16 protein-coding genes and 1 tRNA gene are annotated in these 18,977 nt (G+C 64.7%); 1 reads left to right on the top strand and 16 read right to left on the bottom strand.

Annotated features, from left to right (window positions below; genetic code table 11):
• Window positions 1–97: 97 nt before the first annotated feature.
• The 5 genes from BEN49_RS19175 to BEN49_RS19195 form a co-directional block, all read right to left on the bottom strand.
• A complete protein-coding gene (locus BEN49_RS19175; protein ID WP_070746050.1) occupies window positions 98–1,294 on the bottom strand; it encodes an NRAMP family divalent metal transporter in 1,197 nt (398 codons plus the stop codon).
• Window positions 1,294–2,067 (bottom strand): LamB/YcsF family protein, encoded by a 774-nt coding sequence (locus BEN49_RS19180; RefSeq protein WP_070746051.1) that lies wholly within the window; start codon window positions 2,065–2,067, stop codon window positions 1,294–1,296. Before BEN49_RS19180 ends, BEN49_RS19175 begins: the two co-directional genes overlap by 1 nt.
• A 240-nt stretch (window positions 2,068–2,307) precedes the next feature.
• On the bottom strand, window positions 2,308–3,306 hold the full coding sequence (locus BEN49_RS19185; protein ID WP_070746052.1) for a 5-oxoprolinase subunit C family protein: 999 nt from the start codon (window positions 3,304–3,306) through the stop codon (window positions 2,308–2,310).
• A complete protein-coding gene (pxpB, locus tag BEN49_RS19190) occupies window positions 3,296–4,048 on the bottom strand; it encodes a 5-oxoprolinase subunit PxpB (RefSeq protein ID WP_239692013.1) in 753 nt (250 codons plus the stop codon). The genes BEN49_RS19185 and pxpB overlap by 11 nt, the downstream gene beginning before the upstream one ends.
• An 87-nt stretch (window positions 4,049–4,135) precedes the next feature.
• Window positions 4,136–4,903 (bottom strand): SDR family oxidoreductase, encoded by a 768-nt coding sequence (locus BEN49_RS19195; protein WP_070746053.1) that lies wholly within the window; start codon window positions 4,901–4,903, stop codon window positions 4,136–4,138.
• A 330-nt stretch (window positions 4,904–5,233) separates the two neighbouring features.
• On the opposite strand from BEN49_RS19195, the gene BEN49_RS19200 reads away from it, so the two are divergent.
• Window positions 5,234–5,497: a hypothetical protein gene (locus BEN49_RS19200; protein WP_070746054.1), complete on the top strand. Its 264-nt coding sequence runs from the start codon at window positions 5,234–5,236 to the stop codon at window positions 5,495–5,497.
• A 5-nt stretch (window positions 5,498–5,502) separates the two neighbouring features.
• Here the strand turns inward: BEN49_RS19200 and bglX are convergent, their stop codons facing one another.
• The 11 genes from bglX to BEN49_RS19250 form a co-directional block, all read right to left on the bottom strand.
• Window positions 5,503–7,833 carry a beta-glucosidase BglX gene (gene bglX / locus BEN49_RS19205; RefSeq protein ID WP_070746055.1) on the bottom strand — a complete coding sequence of 777 codons (2,331 nt, stop codon included), beginning with the start codon at window positions 7,831–7,833 and terminating at the stop codon, window positions 5,503–5,505.
• A gap of 157 nt (window positions 7,834–7,990) precedes the next feature.
• Window positions 7,991–8,248 (bottom strand): fibronectin type III domain-containing protein, encoded by a 258-nt coding sequence (locus BEN49_RS19210; protein ID WP_125917033.1) that lies wholly within the window; start codon window positions 8,246–8,248, stop codon window positions 7,991–7,993.
• Window positions 8,249–8,499: 251 nt separating this feature from the next.
• Window positions 8,500–9,843, bottom strand: a complete 1,344-nt coding sequence (locus BEN49_RS19215) for a glucoamylase family protein (RefSeq protein WP_239692014.1) — start codon at window positions 9,841–9,843, stop codon at window positions 8,500–8,502.
• Window positions 9,844–10,014: 171 nt separating this feature from the next.
• A complete protein-coding gene (locus BEN49_RS19220; RefSeq protein WP_070746058.1) occupies window positions 10,015–11,538 on the bottom strand; it encodes a RagB/SusD family nutrient uptake outer membrane protein in 1,524 nt (507 codons plus the stop codon).
• A gap of 14 nt (window positions 11,539–11,552) precedes the next feature.
• The gene (locus BEN49_RS19225; protein WP_094123194.1) at window positions 11,553–14,867 is read right to left on the bottom strand and encodes a SusC/RagA family TonB-linked outer membrane protein; all 3,315 of its coding nucleotides are present in this window, start codon (window positions 14,865–14,867) and stop codon (window positions 11,553–11,555) included.
• A gap of 144 nt (window positions 14,868–15,011) precedes the next feature.
• Window positions 15,012–16,037, bottom strand: coding sequence for a FecR family protein (locus BEN49_RS19230; protein WP_083326255.1), 1,026 nt, complete (start codon window positions 16,035–16,037; stop codon window positions 15,012–15,014).
• Between the two features lie 102 nt (window positions 16,038–16,139).
• Window positions 16,140–16,562, bottom strand: a complete 423-nt coding sequence (locus tag BEN49_RS28355) for a sigma-70 family RNA polymerase sigma factor (protein ID WP_158023014.1) — start codon at window positions 16,560–16,562, stop codon at window positions 16,140–16,142.
• A complete protein-coding gene (locus BEN49_RS28360) occupies window positions 16,499–16,750 on the bottom strand; it encodes an RNA polymerase sigma factor (RefSeq protein WP_158023015.1) in 252 nt (83 codons plus the stop codon). Before BEN49_RS28360 ends, BEN49_RS28355 begins: the two co-directional genes overlap by 64 nt.
• A 225-nt stretch (window positions 16,751–16,975) precedes the next feature.
• On the bottom strand, window positions 16,976–17,569 hold the full coding sequence (locus BEN49_RS19240) for a hypothetical protein (protein WP_070746060.1): 594 nt from the start codon (window positions 17,567–17,569) through the stop codon (window positions 16,976–16,978).
• Between the two features lie 87 nt (window positions 17,570–17,656).
• A tRNA-Arg gene (locus tag BEN49_RS19245) sits at window positions 17,657–17,728 on the bottom strand.
• A 37-nt stretch (window positions 17,729–17,765) separates the two neighbouring features.
• Complete coding sequence (locus BEN49_RS19250) at window positions 17,766–18,860, bottom strand: Pycsar system effector family protein (protein WP_070746061.1); 1,095 nt, start codon at window positions 18,858–18,860, stop codon at window positions 17,766–17,768.
• Window positions 18,861–18,977: the final 117 nt, after the last annotated feature.

Consider the following 18,977-nt stretch of genomic DNA (forward strand, 5'->3'; position numbering starts at 1 on the left):
AAGACCTAAAGTTTAGTCAGTTTTTGACGTCCTTAGTTAAAGCCCCGTTAAGCCCAGAGTATGCGACGGGGCTTTTTGCGCGGGGGCCTGGCGCCGGCTACCGCAGCAGGGCCCCCACCTGCTCCACCAGCACGGGCACGCTCAGGGCCCCCATGATGAGCACCACCACCCAGCCGGCGGCCAGCATCCAGCGCGGGTGGCGGTAGGCGCCCATAAGGCGGCGGCTGGTGGCGGCCACCAGCACAATGCCAAGCGCGATGGGTAGAATCAGGCCATTGACGGCGCCGGCGAACACCAGCAGCTGCGTGGGCTTGCCGACGAGCACGAAAATGCCCGTTGACAAGATGATAAAAATGGAGATGCAGGCCCGCTCGTACCGGGCAAAAATGGGGTGGAACGTCTTGAAAAACGACACCGACGTGTAGGCCGCGCCCACCACCGAGGAGATGGCCGCGCTCCACAGAATGACGCCGAACACGCGGAAGCCCACCTCGCCCGCCGCCGAGCGGAACACGCCCGCCGCGGGGTTGTCGGCCTCCAGTACGGCCCCGTGGCGGAGCACGCCCACGATGGCCAGGAACAGCACAAAGCGCATAAACGTGGAAATAACGATGCCGCTGACGGCGCTGCGCGTCACCACGTCCTGCTGGCCGGGGCCCTTAATGCCCGCGTCGAGCAGGCGGTGGGCCCCCGAAAACGTGATGTAGCCGCCCACCGTGCCGCCCACAATGGTGACGATGGCCGCCGCGCTGAGCTTGGCCGGCAGCACCGTGTGGTGCAGCGCCTCCAGCAGCGGCGGGTGCGCGCTGAAGGCAATGCCGAGCGTGAGCAGAATCTTCACCGTGCCGAGGATTTTGGTGAAGCCGTCGAGCATTTTGCCGATTTCCTGCACCCAAAACAGGGTGAGGGCCACCGCGCAGCTCGCCAGGGCCCCGTGCGCGTAGCTCATGCCCGTGAGCACGTTCAGGCCCAGCCCGCAGCCGGCAATGTTGCCGATGTTGAAGGCAAAGCCGCCCAGAATCACCATCGCCGCCAGGAAGTAGCCCAGCCCCGGCAGCAGCCGGTTGGCTAGGTCCTGGGCCCGCAACTCACTGACCGTGAGAATACGCCAGGTGTTGAGCTGGGCCCCCACATCGAGCACCACCGACACCAGAATCACGAACCCGAAGCTGGTGAGTAGCTGCTGGGTGAACACCGTCGTCTGCGTCAGAAACCCCGGCCCGATGGACGAGTTGGCCATCAGAAACGCCGCCCCCAGGCTGGCCCCGCCAAACCACCGCTTGCCCGCCCCCATCAGCGCGCCCCGCTAAAATCGGCTGCCAGGCGTACGCCCGCCTCGCGCAGGGCCCCGTGCAGCCGCTGGGCAAATTCCAGGGCGTGGGGCCCGTCGCCGTGCAGGCACACCGTATCGGCCCGGATGGCCACGTCGGGGCCCTGCTGGCTGCGCACTTTGCCCTCGCGCACCATGCGCAGCACCTGGGCGAGGGCGGCGTCGGCACTGGTTACCATGGCGTCGGGTTGGCGGCGCGGGGTGAGGGTGCCGTTGGCCTGGTAGGTGCGGTCGGCGAATACCTCGTGGGCGGTTTTGAGGCCCAGCCGCTCACCGGCTTTGGTTAATTCACTGCCCGCCAGGCCGTAGAGCACCAGCTCGGGCTGCACCCGGTGCACGGCTTCGGCAATGGCCTGGGCCAGGGCGGCGTTGGTGGCGGCCATGTTATACAGGGCCCCGTGGGGCTTGAGGTGGTGCAGCCGCCCGCCCTCGGCCCGGGCCACGGCCCCCAGGGCCCCCAGCTGGTACACCACCATATCAAAGGCTTCTTCGGGCGAAATGGCCATGTCGCGCCGCCCAAACCCTACCAAGTCGGGTAGCCCCGGGTGCACCCCGATGGCCACGTGGTGGCTGAGCGCGGCCCGCACGGTCTGCCGCATCACGCCTGGGTCGCCAGCGTGGAAGCCGCAGGCAATGTTGACCGACGTGACGAAGGGCAGCACGGCCGCGTCCTGGCCCAGCGTCCAGGCCCCGAAGCTCTCGCCCATGTCGCAGTTCAGGTCAACGGAGTAAGTCATGGCGCAATGATAAGCAAAAGGATTATTGGTCAGAAAAGAACGTCGTGCAGAGCGCAGCGAAGCATCTCTCCCGTTGTAGTAATCATGATTAGTTGAGCAGTAGAGATACTTTGGCTGCGCTCAGCATGACGTTCTTTTTTGTTATCGATTCAGGAAAAATGCCAAGAAATAGCCGTCGGAAGAGATGCTTCGCTGCGCTCTACATGACCACCTATTTCTTGCCTTTTGTTACAAAAAACGCTAAGCAAACCTCAGCTGAATGCCCCGCTGCAACGCCCTTACGGCGCGCTCCTGCGCAAGGTACAGCGCCTGCGCCTCGTCCAGCGACACCTCCTGGAAGCGCAGTACCTGGCCCGGAGCCGCTTGCGCCAGGGCCCCAAAATCGGCGGTGATGACCTGGGCCAGGCGTGGGTAGCCGCCGGTGGTTTGGCGGTCGGCGAGCAGCACGATGGGCTGGCCGCCGGGCGGCACCTGCACCGTGCCGTGCGTCACGGCGCTTGACAGCAACTCGCTGTCCGTGAGCCGAGCCAGCGCCGGGCCTTGCAGCCGGTAGCCCATACGGTCGGCGGCCGCCGTCACCACAAACGGCTGCTCCCAAAACGCCCGCTGGCTGGCCACCGCAAATTGCCCGTACTCGGGCCCCTGCACGGCCCGGATGACGGGGCGGTGGCGCGGGGCGGGGCACAGCTGGGGCCCTGGCGTCCAGCGAGCTTGGGCTATAGAGGATTGGTTTTTGGCTAACTCTGCGATGATGCGCTGCCCGAGGGGCAAAGGCGCGCCGATGGGCAACTCGTCGCCGGTGCGCAGGGCCCGGCCGTGCCAGCCGCCCAGCCCGGCGCGCAGGTAGGTGGCGCGGCTGCCCAGCACCGGAGCCACGGCCACGCCACCGGCCACCGCCAGGTAGGCGCGGCAGCCCGCCCGGGGCGCACCGAAGGCCAGCTCCGCGCCGACCGGGGCCCAGGTGGGCCGGTGCAATTGCAGCGGCTGGCCGTTGAGGGTGGGGGAGAGGTCGGCGCCGGTGAGGGCGAAGAGGCCGCCAGCGTCGAAGCGGAGGCAGGGGCCCCGGAGGGTGATTTCGAGGCCGGCTGCGCTTTCATCATTGCCTACCAGTAGGTTGGCCACGCGCAGGGCTACCGCGTCGAGGGCGCCGCCCACCGGCACGCCGGCTTGCTGGTAGCCGGGCCGGCCCAGGTCCTGCACGGTGGTGAGCAGGCCGGGGTGCAAAACGCTAAGGCTCATGCTGCTGGGTGCGGGCGTATTCGGCCGCGCTGATGGGCACGAAGCGCAGGTGCTGGCCGGCGTGCAGGAGGCTGGGCGCGGCCCACGCGGCGTCGAATAGCCGAAGGGGCGTGCGGCCGATGAGCTGCCAGCCGCCGGGCGAGGGCAGCGAGTAAATGCCGGTTTGGGGCCCCGCGATGCCCACCGTACCGGCCGGTACCCGTGGGCGCGGCTGGGCCAAGCGGGGCGTGGCCAGCCGCGCATCAAGCCCGCCTAAGTACGGGAAGCCGGGCGCGAAGCCAATCATATGCACCAGGTAGTCAGGGGCGGTGTGCCGGGCAACTACCTCGGCCGTGGCCAGGCCGGTGTGGCGGGCAACAAAATCTAAATCGGGGCCCCAGGCCCCGCCGTAACAGACCGGGATTTCCACCAAATTGGTAGTAGCTGCGGCGGCTGGGGGCCCCACGGTGGCCAGCAGGGCGCGTAGCGTATCCGCCACGGTTTCGTACGGCGGGTGCTGGCCGCCGTCGCTCACCAGCCACGGGTCGTAGTACACGGTGAGGGTGGTGAACGCGGGCACGCACTCGCGCAAACCCACGAACGGGTGCCGCGCCAAGTGTGCCCCAAACGCCTGAATAGCAGCGTGCGTAGCCCGGCTAATGGCGTCGCCAAACTGCACCACCACGGCCGCGTCGCCCAGCGGGTACAGCTGCGCGGGGGCCCCGGGCGGCATAGCAACGGCGGCGGGTTGGGGGAGCGGCACGGGATGGATTTTAGTAGCCGCAAAGATGGTGTAATGCGGACGTTGCACGATCTGTAGCGCAGCGTCGCAGCGTCCGCGCCGCAAGTGCTACAGGCCTTTGGCGCTCATGCCGCCGTCGGCGAGCAGGCACTGGCCGGTAATATAGGAGGCCCCCGGCAGGCAGAGGAAGGCCACGGCGACGGCAATTTCGGCGGGCTCGCCGGCGCGGCCGAGGGGGGTGCGGGCCGCAATTTTTTGCTGGAATTCGGGCTGGGCCATCAACGGCTCGGTGAGGGGCGTGCGCACAAACCAGGGCGCCACCGTGTTCACGCGGATGCCGTCGGGGGCCCACTCCACGGCCAGATTGCGGCCCAGTTGCTCCTCGGCGGCCTTGGTGAGGCTGTAGGGGGCCCCGGTGCCCACGTCGAAGCGCCCGGCCACCGAGCCCACGTTCACGATGCTGGCGTGGGCAGAGGCCTTGAGTAGCGGGTAGGCGGACCGGCACATTTCCATGACGCTGAACAGGTTGACGCTGAATAGCCGCTGGTATTCGGCCGGCGAGTAGGCATTGAAAGCCTTGCGGATGTTGGTGCCCACGTTGTTGATGAGCAAATCCAGCCCCGGCCCGCGGGCCCGCACTGCGGCGAAGATGGCGGCGCGGCCGGCCTCGGTGCTCACGTCGGCCGCCACGCCGGCGGCGGGCAGGCCCTGGGCCGTCCAGGCGGCCACGGCGGCGGCTACTTCGTCGGCGTTGCGGGCCACCACCAGCACGTCGGCGCCCAGGGCCAGCAACTCGTCGGCCATGGCCCAGCCGATGCCCTTGCTGCCGCCCGTGACCAAGGCCCGGCGGCCGGTTAAACTCCAGCGGTTCGTCATTTTTTCTTGCGGGTAAAAGGTGCAGGTGTGGCCCCCTATACGGCCGGGGCCTCCGCCCGGGCCGGGCGCTTGCGTGGGCGGGGCGGTTTACTGCTTAGCTTTTTATTCGTTACCTTCCTCACAGCCAGTGGGTTAGGGCCCCCGGCCTACTGGCAGCAGTATGCAGCCCAGTCGCCGCAATGGGGTCTTTGGGGCGCCGCTCCCTTCCTTCGGCAGTGGCTTAGGCCACCCCGTTCTATTCCAAAGCCGCTGCTCTGTAATAAAAGTGGCCCGGCGACTGCAAAAGCCGCCGGGCCACCCCGTGCTAAACCACCCTTTTTCCCAACCCACATGAAAACTGCCCTGACCTTGATAACCGGCCTAGCTTTGGCGAGCTGGGGGCTCCCCGTCCGCGCCCAAACGGTCCCCGCCAAGCCGCCCCGGCCGGCCGCCGCGCCGCGCCCCGAAGTGACCGGCGCGGTTGCACGCGAGCCCGGTGACTACAAGGGCCCCCACGTGGTGAAGGACACCAAGGCGCTGGGCCAGAAGTTCATCGAGCACAGCCGCCCCTCCGACGACCTTAGCCCCCGCTACCCCCGGCCCTCTCCAAAGTAAGACCCTTATTGCGTGAGCGTGAACGAGGCCATCTGCACGTCGCGGGAGTTGCTGCCCACCATCACCTGGAACTCGCCGGGCTCGGCTACGAACTTCAGGTCGTCGTTGTAGAACTTCAAATCTTCCACCGTGAGGTGGAAGGTGAGCTGGCGGCTTTCGCCCTTTTTGAGCAGCACTTTCTGGAAGCTTTTCAGCTCCTGCACCGGGCGGGAGCTGGTGCCCACCACGTCGCGTAGGTAGAGCTGCACCACTTCCTCGCCGTCGGTGGCGCCGGTGTTTTGCACGGTCACCTGCACATCCAGGGCCCCCGTCATGCCGATGCTGGCGGCGCTGAGAGTGGGCTTGGACACGGTGAACGTGGTGTAGCTCAGGCCGTAGCCGAAGGGGTAGAGCGGGTCGTTGGGCAGGTCGAGGTAGCGCGATTTGTACTTGTCGAGCAGCACGCCGGCGTAGGGGCGGCCGGTGCTTTTGTGGTTGTAGTAAATCGGAATCTGGCCCACGGCGCGCGGAAACGTCATGGTGAGCTTGCCCGAGGGGTTGTAGCGGCCAAAGAGCACGTCGGCCACCGCGTTGCCGGCCTGGGTGCCCCCAAACCAGGTTTCGAGCACGGCGTTGGCGTTTTGGTCTTCCCAGGGCAGCGTGAGGGGGCGGCCGTTGCAGAGCACCACCACCAGCGGCTTGCCGGTGGCCTTCAGGGCCTTGAGCAGGTCGAGCTGGCGCCCGGGCAGGCCAATGTCGGCGCGGCTGGCGGCCTCGCCGGTCATGCCCGAGCTTTCGCCCACCACGGCCACCACCACCTCGGCGGCCTGGGCGTTGCGCACGGCCTCGGCAATCTGCTCGTCGGCGGACCGGGGGTCGGTGTTGAGCTGGGCCCCGTTCTCGTTGAGGCGCTTGATCATCTGCTCGTCCTCCGTCACGTTGGCCCCGTGCGCGTAGCTCACCCGGATAGTGTTGCCGCCCACGTTCTTGATGCCCTGCAAGATGGAAACCGCCTGCTTGCCGTCGCCGGCCCCGCTCCAGGAGCCAATCATGTCCACGGGCCGGTCGGCCAGCGGGCCCACCACGGCAATGTTGGCCGTGTTTTTCAGCGGCAGCGTCTGGTTCTCGTTTTTCAGCAGCACCAGGCTGCGGCGGGCTACGTCGCGGGCGGCCTGCACAAAGGCGGGCTGCATGAGCACCTGCTTGGCGCGGGCCTCACTCACGCCGTGGTAGGGGTCGGTGAAGAGGCCCAGGCGGTACTTAGCCTCCAGCACGCGGCGGCAGGCCAGGTCCACGTCGGCCTGCTTCACAGTGCCGTCCTTGAGGTTTTGGGCCAGGTTTTTCAGGAAAATCTCGCCCACCATGTCCATGTCGATGCCCGCGTTCAGGGCCAGCTCGCTTACCTTCTTGTCGTCGCCCAGGCCGTGGGCGCTCAGCTCGTTGATGGCCGTGTAGTCGGTGGCCACGAAGCCATTAAAGCCCCACTGCGTGCGCAGTAAGTCCGTCATCAGCCACTTATTGGCCGTGGCCGGGATGCCGTTTACGTCGTTGAACGACGACATCACCGAGCCCACGCCGGCCTCCACCGCGGCCTTATAGGGCGGCAGGTACTCGTTGTACATGCGCTGGCGGCTCATGTCGGTGGTGTTGTAGTCGCGGCCGGCCTCGGCGGCCCCGTACAGGGCAAAGTGCTTGAGGCAGGCCATCACGTTCTCGGGCCGGGTCATGTCGTTGGTGGGGCCCTGGTAGCCGTGCACCATGGCGCGGGCAATCTGGCTGCCGAGGTAAGGGTCTTCGCCGGCGCCCTCCATCACGCGGCCCCAGCGCGGGTCGCGGGCAATGTCCACCATCGGCGAGTACACCCAGTTGATGCCGTCGGCGGCGGCCTCCTGGCCCGCAATGTGGGCGCTGCGCTCAATGGCGGGCAGGTCCCAGGTGGCGGCTAGGCCCAGCGGCACCGGGAAGATGGTGCGGTGCCCGTGAATCACGTCGAAGCCCAGGATGAGCGGGATGTGCAGGCGCGACTGCTTCACGGCCATTTCCTGGAGCTTGCGGGCCGCCACCGGCGTAAAGGTGTTGAGCACGGCCCCCACCCGGCCCTGTTTGATGTTCTCGTCCACGCCCTGGCTCACCACGGGGCCCGTGACGGTGAAACCGACGGATACGAGGTTGAGCTGGCCGATTTTCTCCTCGGGCGTCATCTTGCCCAGCAGGTTGCTGACGAAGGCCGTCATTTTAGCGTCGGCCGCGGGCAGCGCGGTTTTGGGCGCGGCCGCCTGCTGGGCCGCCGCCGGCAGAGCCCCCAGGCCCAGCGTAAGTAAGAAAAGGGCCGCGCGAATACGGGTGGATTGGGTCATGGGTAAGAAGGGTAGGGATGAGAAATGAGCGGCGCGGGCTGCCGACTTTTTCGCCGGCTGCCCGCTAATCGTTGCGGAAAATTAGGTTTTGAAACGCAGAGGCCACCGAAGGGCGATTACCGGGCAGCCGGCGAAAAGCCGGCAGCCCGGGCCGGGGCTATGGCGCGTCTTGCACCTTGGTGGCGGGGCCGGGGCCGTTTTCATTTACGGCCTCGATGGTGAAGTGATAGGGCAAGTCCTTGTTCATGCCTTTGAAGTAGTAGTCGGTTTGGCTGTGCACCAGAATGCTGTGGTACAGTTTATTGGGCGCAATGCCCACCCGAATGTTGTAGGCGTAGGTGTCGCTGACCGGGGCCCACTTCAGCCAGGCGCTGCGCTTGTCGTGCGCCGTGCGTAGCACCACAAATTCGCGCACCGCCCCCGGCTTGGGACCCCCGGCTGGGCCGCGGCTAGGAGAAGGAAGAAGAAGGGGATTCTGGGGCAAAATGCTCTTTCTGATCCTTCATTGCCCATTGTCATCCTGAACGCAGTGAAGGATCTTCTCACCGCTGCACAGTTTGCAGTAATTACTTGGTTTACTGCGAACTGTTCTACTTTCTTCGGATCCTTCGCTGCGTTCAGGATGACAGACGATTAGACTGGGTGGGGCTCCCAATTGCATGAAACCTACTTGCCAGCAGGCTTTAGCTCAGGGCTTTCAAACCCTAGCTTGGTGAGGCCGCGCTGCACCTCGGGGGCACTCATGAAGAGCTTCCAGAGCAGGCCGGTGCGGTGGTTCTCAATCATGGCCACGATGGGGCCCTGGTCGATGGCCAGGTACGACTTGGCGTACCAGTTGTGTTCCTCGCTGTAGGCGTCCACGAAGCCATAGGGCCCCCAGATTTTGTCGCCCAGGTCGTTGTAGAAGTGCTTGAGGGCCAGCATCGATTCGGCCGGCGCGTAGGGCATGGCCGACAGGGCCGCGGTGGGCGAAATCACGCCTAGGTCTTCGGTGGGCGAGTGGGCGGCGTAGCCCTGGTAGCTATCCGAGGCGGTGAGGCCCCAGGCGTTGGGGCCGTAGCCCTTGTAGTGCTTGGGGTTGGCCACGCAGTAGGCGCGGTTGATGAGCGTGTGGCGCTGGTTCTGCGCCCAGTAGTCGGCGTGCGCGTCCTTCAGGCCGTGGGGATTGATTCCCAAAAACGAGTAGTGCGAAAAGAACAGGGGGCCCCCCAGCTCGGGGCCCAGGGGCAACGTCTGGCCGTAGTAAGTTTTGCCGTTCAAGTAGTCGGGGCCCGTGGCCCAGCCCTGGTCGTACACCGCCTTGTCGATGGCGTAGCGGGGCGAGCCGGCGGCCAGCACGTAGGTCACCAGGGCCTCGTTCCAGCCATGTAGCTGGTGGTTCATGCTCCAGCCGTTGTTGGGGCTCCAGTGCCAGTACAGCACGTTCTGGTTCTGCGTGAACCAGTTCCACTCTACGCCCTCCCACATCCAGAGCACCTTGTTGCGCACGTTGCTTTCGTCGGGCGTGTCCTTCGTGAAGTACTGCCGGGCGCACAGCAGGCCCTCGTACATAAAGGAGGTTTCCACAATATCAGCCCCGTCGTCTTTCGGGCTGAAGCGGATGGTGTGGCCCGTGGCCCCGTCGTACCAATGCGGAAACGCGCCGTGGTATTGGTCGGCTTTCCACAGGAAGTTCACGATTTTGCTGACCCGCGCCGCCGCCTGGGCCCGCGTGATCCAGCCCCGCTCGGCGGCCACGATGATGGCCATCAGGCCGAAGCCCGTGCCGCCGGTCGTCACCACCTCGTCGCCGTAATCGTACGACTTGTTGCTGCGCTCGCGCGCCATGCCGCTTACCGGGTGCCCAAAATCCCAGAAGTACCGGAACGTCTGGCGCTGCACCTGGTCAAGCAGCTGCTCGTCGGTGAGGTTACGCGGCCGTTGCCGGGCATCAAAAGCCGCGGTTTTGGCGGCTGCTTTCGGGGTTGCTTTTGGCGTGGGTTGGGCCCCCAGCAGGCTGGGTGCCAGCAAGAGGGCGACGAAAAATTTTAGGCGCATAGTCAACAAGTATTCGTGGCAGATTAATACTTTAATTAGCTGAAAAACAGGGCGTTGTGCTGAGTGAAGCGAAGCATTGCTGCTTTGCTTCACTCAGCACAACGCCCTGTTTCAAGCACTGAGCACTGGCGGCCAGCTTCCAAATCAATACCCTGGGTTCTGGGTCAATACGCCGCCGCTCAGGTCAATTTGAGGTTGTGGGATGGGAAAAACCTCGTGCTTGCCCTTGACGAACGTTTTGCCCTGGGCTGCGAAAATGGGCACAATGCGGCCGGGGGTCACGCTTTCCTGGCGCACCAGGTCGAAGAAGCGGTCGTGCTCCATAGCCAGTTCCACGCGGCGTTCCTGCCAGATGTTGGCCAGCGTGGCGGCGGTGGGGCCCAGGCCGGCGCGGGCGCGCACGGCGGTCAAGTCGGCGAGGGCGGCCCCGGCGTTGCCGATCTGCAGCGCGGCCTCCGCGTGGATGAGCAGCACCTCGGCGTAGCGCATCACGCGGATGTTCTTGGGCAGGTAGTCGGTGTTGCCGCAGTTGGGTTCTTGGGTGCGGCTGTGGTAGGCCTTGTAGCTGTAGCGCGAGTTTTCTACCGAGTCTTGGCTCGGGATGCGGAAGCCGTCCCAGAGCCGGGTGCCCTGGTTGGTGATGGTGATGATGGTGCCGGCCTTGCGCACATCGCCTGCTTCGTAGGCGTTGGAAAGGGCCAGGCTAGGCGTGTTAAAGCCGTAGCCCAGGTCCGACCAGCCGCCTTTGCCACCCTGGCGGGGGCCCTGGGAAATGGCGTAAATCTGCACCGCCGAGTTGTTGCAAGCCGCGTTCACGCCGGTTTGTACCTCAAACACCGACTCGGAATTGTTGTTGCCCACGGTGCGCCAGATGTCGGCGTAGTTCGGGTAAAGCGCGTAGCCGCCAGCGGTTATCACGTCGGCGGTCAGGTCGAAGGCTTTTTGGTAGTTTTTCTGGTAGAGGTACACCTTGGCCAGCATTGCCTCCGCCGACTGCTTGTTGGCGCGGCCCACCACGGCGTTGGCTTTGGCCGGCAGGTTGTCCACGGCGAACTGCAAATCGCTGGCAACGAAGGCGTAAATATCGGCCGCCGAGGCCCGGGTCTGGAGCGCCGGGTTGTTGGCGTCGCCGGCCGTAGGCACGCCGTTGAGCAGCGGCACTCCCCCGAATAGGCGCACCAGGTTGAAGTAGAAATAGCCGCGCAAAAAGCGCACTTCGCCTAGTTGCCGGTTCTTGGCGGCGTCGTCGGCCGGGCTCAGCGGGATTTTGTCCAGGGCCTGGTTGGCGCGGGCAATGCCCTGGAAGAAGCCGTTCCAAGAGTTGTTCACGTTGCCGTTGGTGGGCGTGGCCGTGAAGTTGTCGATGTTCAGCGCGTCGGTGTAGTCCGACGGCGTGCTGCCCTTGTCCGCATCATCCGAGGCAATGTCCGTTAGGATAACGTACTGCAAGCCACTGATATCAGGCCCGAAGCCGCCCAAGTACAAGGCGTTGTACACCCCATCAACCAGTTTCTGGGCAGCGGCGGGGTCGGCCTTGATGGCGTCTTCGCTGAGCTGGCCCTGCGGGGCCACGTCGAGGAATTGCTTGCAGCCACCCGCCACGGCCAGCGCTACGGCCAGGGCACCTACGCCGGCCCGGCGGCCCGTTAAAAAAGAGGAGAATTTCATATATAGGGAGCGGCTTATTTGAAGTTAGCAGTCAAGCCCACCGTGAGGGTGCGCGGAGTGGGGTAGCTGCTGGTGTCGCCTACCAACTCGATGCCCGAGTTGAGGGGCCCCCCGGGCAGCTCGGGCGTGAAGCCCGTGTACTTGGTGGCCGTGAAGATGTTCTGGCCCGACAAAAACAATCGCAGCGAGGCCACGTGCGCCTTTTCAAGGCCGGCCGCCGGGACGGTGTAGCCCACGATGACGTTGGTCAGGCGCAGGTAGGAACCCGATTCCAGAAAGTACGTGGAGTTGGGCAGGCTGCTGGACAGCGTGCTCGGGTTGGTGTTCGACGGGCGGGCGGCCGTCCAGCGGTCGTTGGCGAAGCTGGCTTCCACGTTGTCGGTGTTTTGGTAGCGGGCCTGCTTCTTGGCGTTGTACACCTTGTTGTTGAGGTTGCCCGAAAACACGAACGAGAGGTCGAAGTTGCGCACGTTCACCCCGCCGTTGACGCCGAAGTACACCGGCGGTTGGTACGAGCCAAAGTAGCTGCGGTCGCCGGCGTCGATGACGCCGTCGCCGTTGGTATCGGCATATTTCAAGTCGCCCACTTGCGGATTGTAAGTCGATTTGGGGCCCTGGCTAATCTCGTCCTGCGTCTGGTACACACCTATGGCGTCGAGCAGGAAAAAGGCTCCAGCCGGCTGGCCGTTGTCGGACTTCGTCACTTGGTTTACGCCCGCAAACAAGGCTTGCCCGCCGTTGAGGTTGGCGATGCGGTTCTTATTGAAGGTGGCGTTCAAGCCGAAGTTGTAGCCGAAGTTCTCGCCCACCTTCGCGCGCCAGTTCAGGGCCGCCTCCACGCCCTTGTTGGTGATGTCGGCGGCATTGGTGATGAGCTGGTTGTCAGGGTCGCCGAGGATGCCGGGGATGTTGATCGGAATCAAGGCATCGCTGGTGCGCTTGCTGTAGTACGTTACCTCGCCGGTGAGGCGGTTGTCGAGGAAGCCAAATTCTACGGCCGCGTCGTACTCGCTAGTGGTTTCCCAGTGCACTTGCCCATCTTTGAGCTGGCTGATGACGGCCCCCAGGACCGGCTGCCCGGCGATGACGTAGGGCACGTTAATGTCGGCCGTCGTCACGTAGGAGTTGGTCGGAATCTGGTCGTTGCCCAGCCGCCCGTAGCTGCCGCGCAGCTTCAGGAAACTCAGGCCCTTCACGTCCTTCAGGAAGTCCTCGTCCGATACTACCCAGCCCACGCCCAGCGACGGGAATACGCCCTCGCGGCGGTTAGCGGCAAACCGGGAGGAAGCGTCGTAGCGCAGGTTGGCCGTGAGCAGGTAGCGGCCGGCATAGGCGTAGTTCACGCGGCCCAGCACCGAGAAGCGGCGGTCTTTGGACGGCAACATGCTGGCGTCGGGCGCGTTGGGGTCGTAAGGGTTCACCACCGACGTGTTGGGGTCGCCGGTGTTCAGGTACCACTGGTTGGGGTCGGCGGGCACGCCGCGGCGGAAGCCGTAAAGCGGGGTGGTCTGGCCTTCCTCGGTGGTGGTGCCGGCCAGCACGGTCAGGTCGTGCTTCTCGCCGAAGGTTTTGTGGAACGTGGCCGTGTTTTCCCACAAGTAGCGGTAGGAGTTGTTCTGCATCACCCCCAGGCTGCTGGTGGGCGCAAACTGGTTGCCGCCGGCGATGATGAACGTGCTGGCGTCGTTATTAAACTGGTAGTTGTAGATCGTGCGGTTGTTGAAGTTCAAATCCACGTTGATGGCCGAGCGCAGCGTGAGCCATTCCACCGGCCGCACATCGAGGCCGATGTTGCCCTGCAAGCGGTTTTCGAGCGAGCGGTTGTTGTTCTTGTCGATGTCGAGCAGGGGGTTGCCCACGTTGCCGTAGGCGGCGGTGTTGCCGTACAGCTCGCCCTGCCGGGCCGGAATGAGGGGGGCCGCCCGGTAGGCGTTGAGGTAGGCCGCGCCCAGGTTCACGTCGCGCGTGTCGGCGTGGCTGTACGAGGCCTGCGAGCTGATGGTGACCTTGTCCGAGAGCGAAAACGACGTGTTGGAGCGCACCGTCAGGCGCTGGAACTTGTTCTGCGTCACGATGCCGTCGTCTTGCAGCAGGTTGCCCGAGAAGTAGTAGCGCACGTTGTCGGTAGCCCCCGACACGGCCAGGTTGTGGTTCTGGAAGATGCCGCGCTTCAGAACTTCCTTGTACCAGTTGGTGCTGCCCGTGAAGCCGGGGTAGTTTGGGAACGTGGTGCTCGGCGACGTATCGGCGATGTAGTTTCGGTACTGGTCGGCGTTGGCCATTTCCACCACATGGGCCGCTTCCTTGAAGCCGTAGGTGCCGCTGTAGCTGAGCACCGGCTTGCCCAGGGCCCCCTTTTTGGTCGTGACGATGATGACGCCATTAGCCCCGCGCACCCCGTAGATGGCGGCGGCCGAGGCATCTTTCAGCACGTCAATCGTGGCGATGTCGGCGTTGCTCAAGTTGCGAATGTCGGTGGTTTGCACGCCGTCCACCACGTAGAGGGGGTTGGCGCCGGCCAGCAGCGTGCCCGTGCCCCGGATCCGCACCGTGGGCTGCGAGTTGGGCGAGCCGTCGCTGATGATCTGCACGCCGGCAATCTTGCCTTGCAAAGCCTGGGTAGGCGTTTGCACCGGCTGGTTCACGATTTCCGAGCCCTCCACCCTGGCCACGGCCCCGGTTAGGTCGCGGCGGCGCTGGGTGCCGTAGCCCACCACCACCACCTCGCTCAATGATTTAGCATCGGGTGCCAAGGCTATGTTGACGGTGGTTTGGTTGCCCACCGCCACCTCTTGCGAGGTGTAGCCCACGAAGCTGAACACCAGCGTGGCCCCGTCGGGCACGGTCAGGCTGAAGTTGCCGTCAGGATCGGTGGAGGTGCCCGTGGTGCCGCTCTTCACCACCACGTTCACGCCGGGCAGGCCCACGCCTTTTTCATCCACTACGCGGCCCGTTATTGGGCCGGCCGTCGCCGGTTCCAGCACAATGCCCTCCGCGGTAAGGGTGTAGCGGATGCGCAGCGGCTCCAGCAGTTCGGCCAGCACTTCGCCCAGCGGCTGGCCCACGGCCTTGAGGCTCACGTGGCGGCTGGCCCGGATGAGCTGGCGGCTGTACTGGAAGCGCGCGTCCGTCTGCTTCTCAATGTCGGCCAGCACGGTGTACACCGTGGCGTCCTGGGCGTTGAGGGTCACGGCTTGCGTGAGCGACGGCTGTGCGGCCGTCGGGTTGGCCATGGCCATGCTGCTGAGCAGCGTAAGGCACAGCGGCTGAAGCAGCGCCGCGCGTTTGAGAGAGGGCAGGGCCGGCGAAAAAAGTAGCCTTGGTTGCATAGGGAAAGAGAAAAGAGTGAACCGGTAAGCAAAGCCGCTGGGCGGCGTAAAAAATGAGTTGGGAAACCGTGCTTGCGACGACTTGGAATCGTTGACTATCTAATACGCAAACGATTGCAATAAATCTACATTATTTTATAAAGATTAAATTGGCTGACAGCTGGTTGGGTGAAATATTATTTCCGCGTTGGCTTGTGAGTAAGAAGCCCCCGTGGCCTGGCACAGCGCATCGAGCTTAGCGAAGAGCGACGCCTGGCCGCGTAGGTTTAGGTTGACAGTGCAGCCCGCCACCGCCGCAGGCCGGTAGCGGATGGCCACGCCGTAGGCCGCTTGCAGGGCGTCCAGTACTTCGGCCACCGGTCGGTTATCGTAGGCGAACGACTGCGGGGCCAGCAGGGCCGGCTGGGGCACCAACTCGCGGCTCAGTTGTTGGCGTTTCGGGGCGTATACGGCCTGCTGGTTAGGCAGCAGCACCAGGGGCCCCACCGCCGCCGCCAGGGCCTGGGTTTCGCCCGGGGCCGGGGCAGCGGCCGGCCCGGGCCGCAGCGGCTGTACCCGCACCCGGCCGGTGCGCACCTGCACCACGGTTTCGGCCTGCTGCGGGTAGGCCCGCACCGTGAAGCTGGTGCCCAGCACGCGGGTTTCTAAATCAGCTGTGAGCACCCGGAACGGGTGGGCCGCATCGTGCGCCACTTGGAAAAACGCTTCTCCGCTCAGGTACACCGCCCGCTGCCCGCCGGCAAAGCCGGGGCGGTAGCTCAGCCGGCTGCTGGGCTGGAGGGCCACGTCGCTGCCGTCGGGCAGCCGCACGGTTTGGGTGCGGGCCGTGGCGTTGGCGCGCACTTGCCAGGCCGCTGGGGCCCCGGGGCGGTTGGGCTGGGGCCCCAGCAAGCCGCTGCCCACCCCCAGGCCCGCCGCCACGGTGGCCGCCGCCAGCCACCGCCAGCCGGTTGGGGCTCCTGTCGCATACTGCACCGGAACCATTGTCGTGGGCCGCAAACGTTGCCACAGCCGGCGCCGCAAAGCCTCACGTTCATCCCCTGCCAGGGAAGGTCCCGGCCCCTCGGGCTGGGCCGCGTACCACGCCTCCACAGCCCGCGTTTCGGCGGGGGTGCAAGTGCCGTTGCGGTAGCGGTGCAGCAAGGCCTGGAGGGTGGTAGGGTCAGTCATGGGGCGTGCCGGCGGGGCCGGGTTCGTCCTAGTAAGTCGGAGAATGATCCCAGACCCCTAGCCTACTCGTAAAATAAAATTGAAAACCTCAGCCCCGGTGCCCTAAACCCACCACCACAGCGCCAGCAGTACAAAGTCGCGCAGGCTCACGCGCAGCAGCTTGAGGGCGCGGGTGAGGTGGTACTCCACGGTTTTGGGCGAGAGGTTGAGGCGGCTGGCAATTTCCGCCACCGAGCGGTGCTCGAAGCGGCTGAGCCGGAACACGGCCTGGGTGTGGTCCGGCAACTGGCGCAGGCCGGCCAGCAGCGCGGCCGACAAATCGTTGGCGGCCAGCGCGTTTTCGGTGCTGCTGTCGGCTTCGGGCGTGTGCGCACGCTGGTGGTCCAGGTAGTGGGCGTAGGCCAGGCGGGCGCGCAGGGCATCGATGGTGCGGAAGCGGGTGGCGCCCAGTAGGTAGCTTTTCAGGTGCTCGATGGCCAGCTGGGCGCGCCGCTGCCACAGGGCGGCCAGCACGTCGTGCACCACTTCTTCGGCCAGCTCGGGGCCCCCAGCTTGCGGTAGGCCGCCGCGTACAGCTCGTACCAGTACCGCTCGTAAATCTCGGCAAAGGCTGCCTCGCCGCCGCTGCCGCCCAGCGCCAGCACCAGGGCCGCGTCGTCGTGGCCGGCCAAAGGCCGGGGCACGCGGGGCGCAGATGAAGCAAACAAGGCCATACCAAGTAGGGGAAACGGCCGCGGCCGCATTACCAAAAGAGGCGCAAAAGAAGTCGATAGTTCCGCTTGCCCACCCAGCGCCGGCCCCCGGAGCGATTTATCTATCGAAAATAACGGGATAGAAATGAGGGATTACTGAAAAAAAATACCCGCCGGCCTCCCAGGGAGCGGCGGGTACTACTTACGGAAAAACCAGGGCTCCAGGTGGGCGTATGCTCTTAAACCCTACCGCTTTTGAAACTCGATGCGGTTCACGCCCTTGCCTAGCCCGCGCCAAACCATGCCGGGCTGCCCAGGCGTATTTTCCAGGTAAAAATAGCTTTGCAGTATCCCCAAGTCCAATAGAAACCGCTCGTCTGCATCCGGCGGGTACGAGCCCAGCACGCGGTTGAGATCAAGCGCGAATAGGGCCTGGGGCCCCTGATGGGTTTGAGCGTAATCGGACGTGATGCGGAGGCAGATATACACTGGGAACACCTTGCCCTTGTACTGTAAGGCGCCCTCAAACTCGCCGTACTGCGGGTCGCGCGGAGTGGAGCGCGAGGCCACGGCCGGCGCCAGGGTCAGTGCGGCAAAATACTGGAAAACAGTGTCTTTGGTTATGCCTGCCTGCATTTGGGAAGCGTCATTTCTTAAGCGCGTAATGGCGACGCGGTGCAGGTCCCACGTGCCCGTTAGCTGGGGCTTTAGCTGCTGCATGAGCGTGATGCCTTCCTGCCGGTAGTCGGTTCGGGGGGCGGGCTCCGGGGCTTTGCTGCACTGGCCAAACAGGGGCCCCAGGGCCAGCAGGAGCAGCCAGCGGGAGTAGCGGTTTTTCATAGCGGTTGGGAAGGGTGAGGGTAAAAAAATAGCAGCATCTCCAAAGAATGAAAATGCTGCTAAATAATAGAAAATCAGTATTTTAAGTGGCCCCGGCGAGAATCGAACTCACATCTAAAGTTTAGGAAACCCTTGTTCTATCCGTTGAACTACGGGGCCATGGCTGCGGGCAAAAGTACGGCCCGCTGGGCGGTTTCTACGACTTGTAGGCCAGCACAATGCCGAAGGAGAGCACCGTCAAAATCAGGCCCACCATGAAGATGGAGTAGCTTTTACGCAGCAAGCCGTACTTGCGGTCCAGCACCTCGCCGAGGTAGTATATGTCGGTCACCATGTTGGTGTAGAGCATGTCCTTCTCGCGCATCAGCTCACGCATGCCGGCTTGGAAGTTGTCGAGGCTGAGCTTGGTGAAGTTGCCGAAAAACAGGATGTTGACGCGGCGGTTGGTGGCAATTTCGGGGCTCTTCTTCAGCCACTTAAAGCTCGTCACGTCGGGCTGGGCCGAGAGGATGGCCGTGACCACCGAGCCCAGCGAGGTGAGCAGCAAAATGCCCATCGGCACGGCCAGCATGGGGTTGCGGGTGAAGGAGGGCCCCAGGGCCGAGCTTTTGGCCCCCAGGTAGGTGATGATGACCGAGAGCAGCACGGCGTTGAGCGAAATCATCATGCTGGCCTTTTTATCGGCCATGTCGCTCAGCTTCATGTGGCTGCTGTACAAGGTGCGGAACATGGTTTCGATGCCGCGCTTGGGCTCGGCGAAGGTGCCGGTTTTGGCCTCGGCGCGCTTCTTGGTCTTCTTCTCAACCTTCTTGAGGTCCTTGCTCTGCGCCTTCTTGTTGGCCTTGAAGTCCTTGTTGTAGCGCTCCTTGCCGGCCTCGGAGTGGTAGCGGTGGGCCCGCATGAAGGCGAGCTGGAGCTCGGCCCAGTCTGCGCTGCTGTAGGTTTTGCCCAGGGCCACTTCCCACTCGGTGCGCAGCAGCTCGGCGGTGGCCTGGAAGTCATCGCGGGCCAGGTTGCTCATGTCGGCGTCCACGAGCAGCTGTTGCAACTCGGTTTCGGCCGGCTCGTCGCGGTGCGTGGCCCGGATGAGGTTCTGCACTAATTCGATGCGGTCGGCGGGTGCGCCCTGGGTGGCCAGCCAGGCGGCGGCGCGCTCCATCGAGCGGTACTCGTGGCCGTCGTACACGTCGAGGTAGCCGGTATCGTGCCACCAGGCCGCCACCAGCAGGGCCTCGGTATCGGCGGGGCCCAGGCCGGCCGCGGCGGCCAGCACCCGGGCCTCCTTGGCCACGGTGGTGGTGTGGCGCAGGGTGTGGTAGGTGAGGGTGGGGGCAGCTGGGTTTCGAGCAGGGGCACCACGGCGGCGCGCGCGGCCTCTACCAGCGGCGAGAGCGCGGGCTTATCGGGC

This window comes from Hymenobacter coccineus (assembly GCF_001816125.1).
GTDB classification, from domain to species: domain Bacteria; phylum Bacteroidota; class Bacteroidia; order Cytophagales; family Hymenobacteraceae; genus Hymenobacter; species Hymenobacter coccineus.

Coding starts and splice junctions, on each gene's coding strand:
- bglX (WP_070746055.1), bottom strand. CDS start 7,833: ATGACCCAATCCACCCGTATTCGCGCGGCCCTTTTCTTACTTACGCTG.
- BEN49_RS19195 (WP_070746053.1), bottom strand. CDS start 4,903: ATGACGAACCGCTGGAGTTTAACCGGCCGCCGGGCCTTGGTCACGGGC.
- BEN49_RS19230 (WP_083326255.1), bottom strand. CDS start 16,037: ATGACTGACCCTACCACCCTCCAGGCCTTGCTGCACCGCTACCGCAAC.
- BEN49_RS19220 (WP_070746058.1), bottom strand. CDS start 11,538: ATGAAATTCTCCTCTTTTTTAACGGGCCGCCGGGCCGGCGTAGGTGCC.
- BEN49_RS19240 (WP_070746060.1), bottom strand. CDS start 17,569: ATGAAAAACCGCTACTCCCGCTGGCTGCTCCTGCTGGCCCTGGGGCCC.
- BEN49_RS19225 (WP_094123194.1), bottom strand. CDS start 14,867: ATGCAACCAAGGCTACTTTTTTCGCCGGCCCTGCCCTCTCTCAAACGC.
- BEN49_RS19200 (WP_070746054.1), top strand. CDS start 5,234: ATGAAAACTGCCCTGACCTTGATAACCGGCCTAGCTTTGGCGAGCTGG.
- BEN49_RS19185 (WP_070746052.1), bottom strand. CDS start 3,306: ATGAGCCTTAGCGTTTTGCACCCCGGCCTGCTCACCACCGTGCAGGAC.
- BEN49_RS28360 (WP_158023015.1), bottom strand. CDS start 16,750: ATGGCCTTGTTTGCTTCATCTGCGCCCCGCGTGCCCCGGCCTTTGGCC.
- BEN49_RS19180 (WP_070746051.1), bottom strand. CDS start 2,067: ATGACTTACTCCGTTGACCTGAACTGCGACATGGGCGAGAGCTTCGGG.
- BEN49_RS19175 (WP_070746050.1), bottom strand. CDS start 1,294: ATGGGGGCGGGCAAGCGGTGGTTTGGCGGGGCCAGCCTGGGGGCGGCG.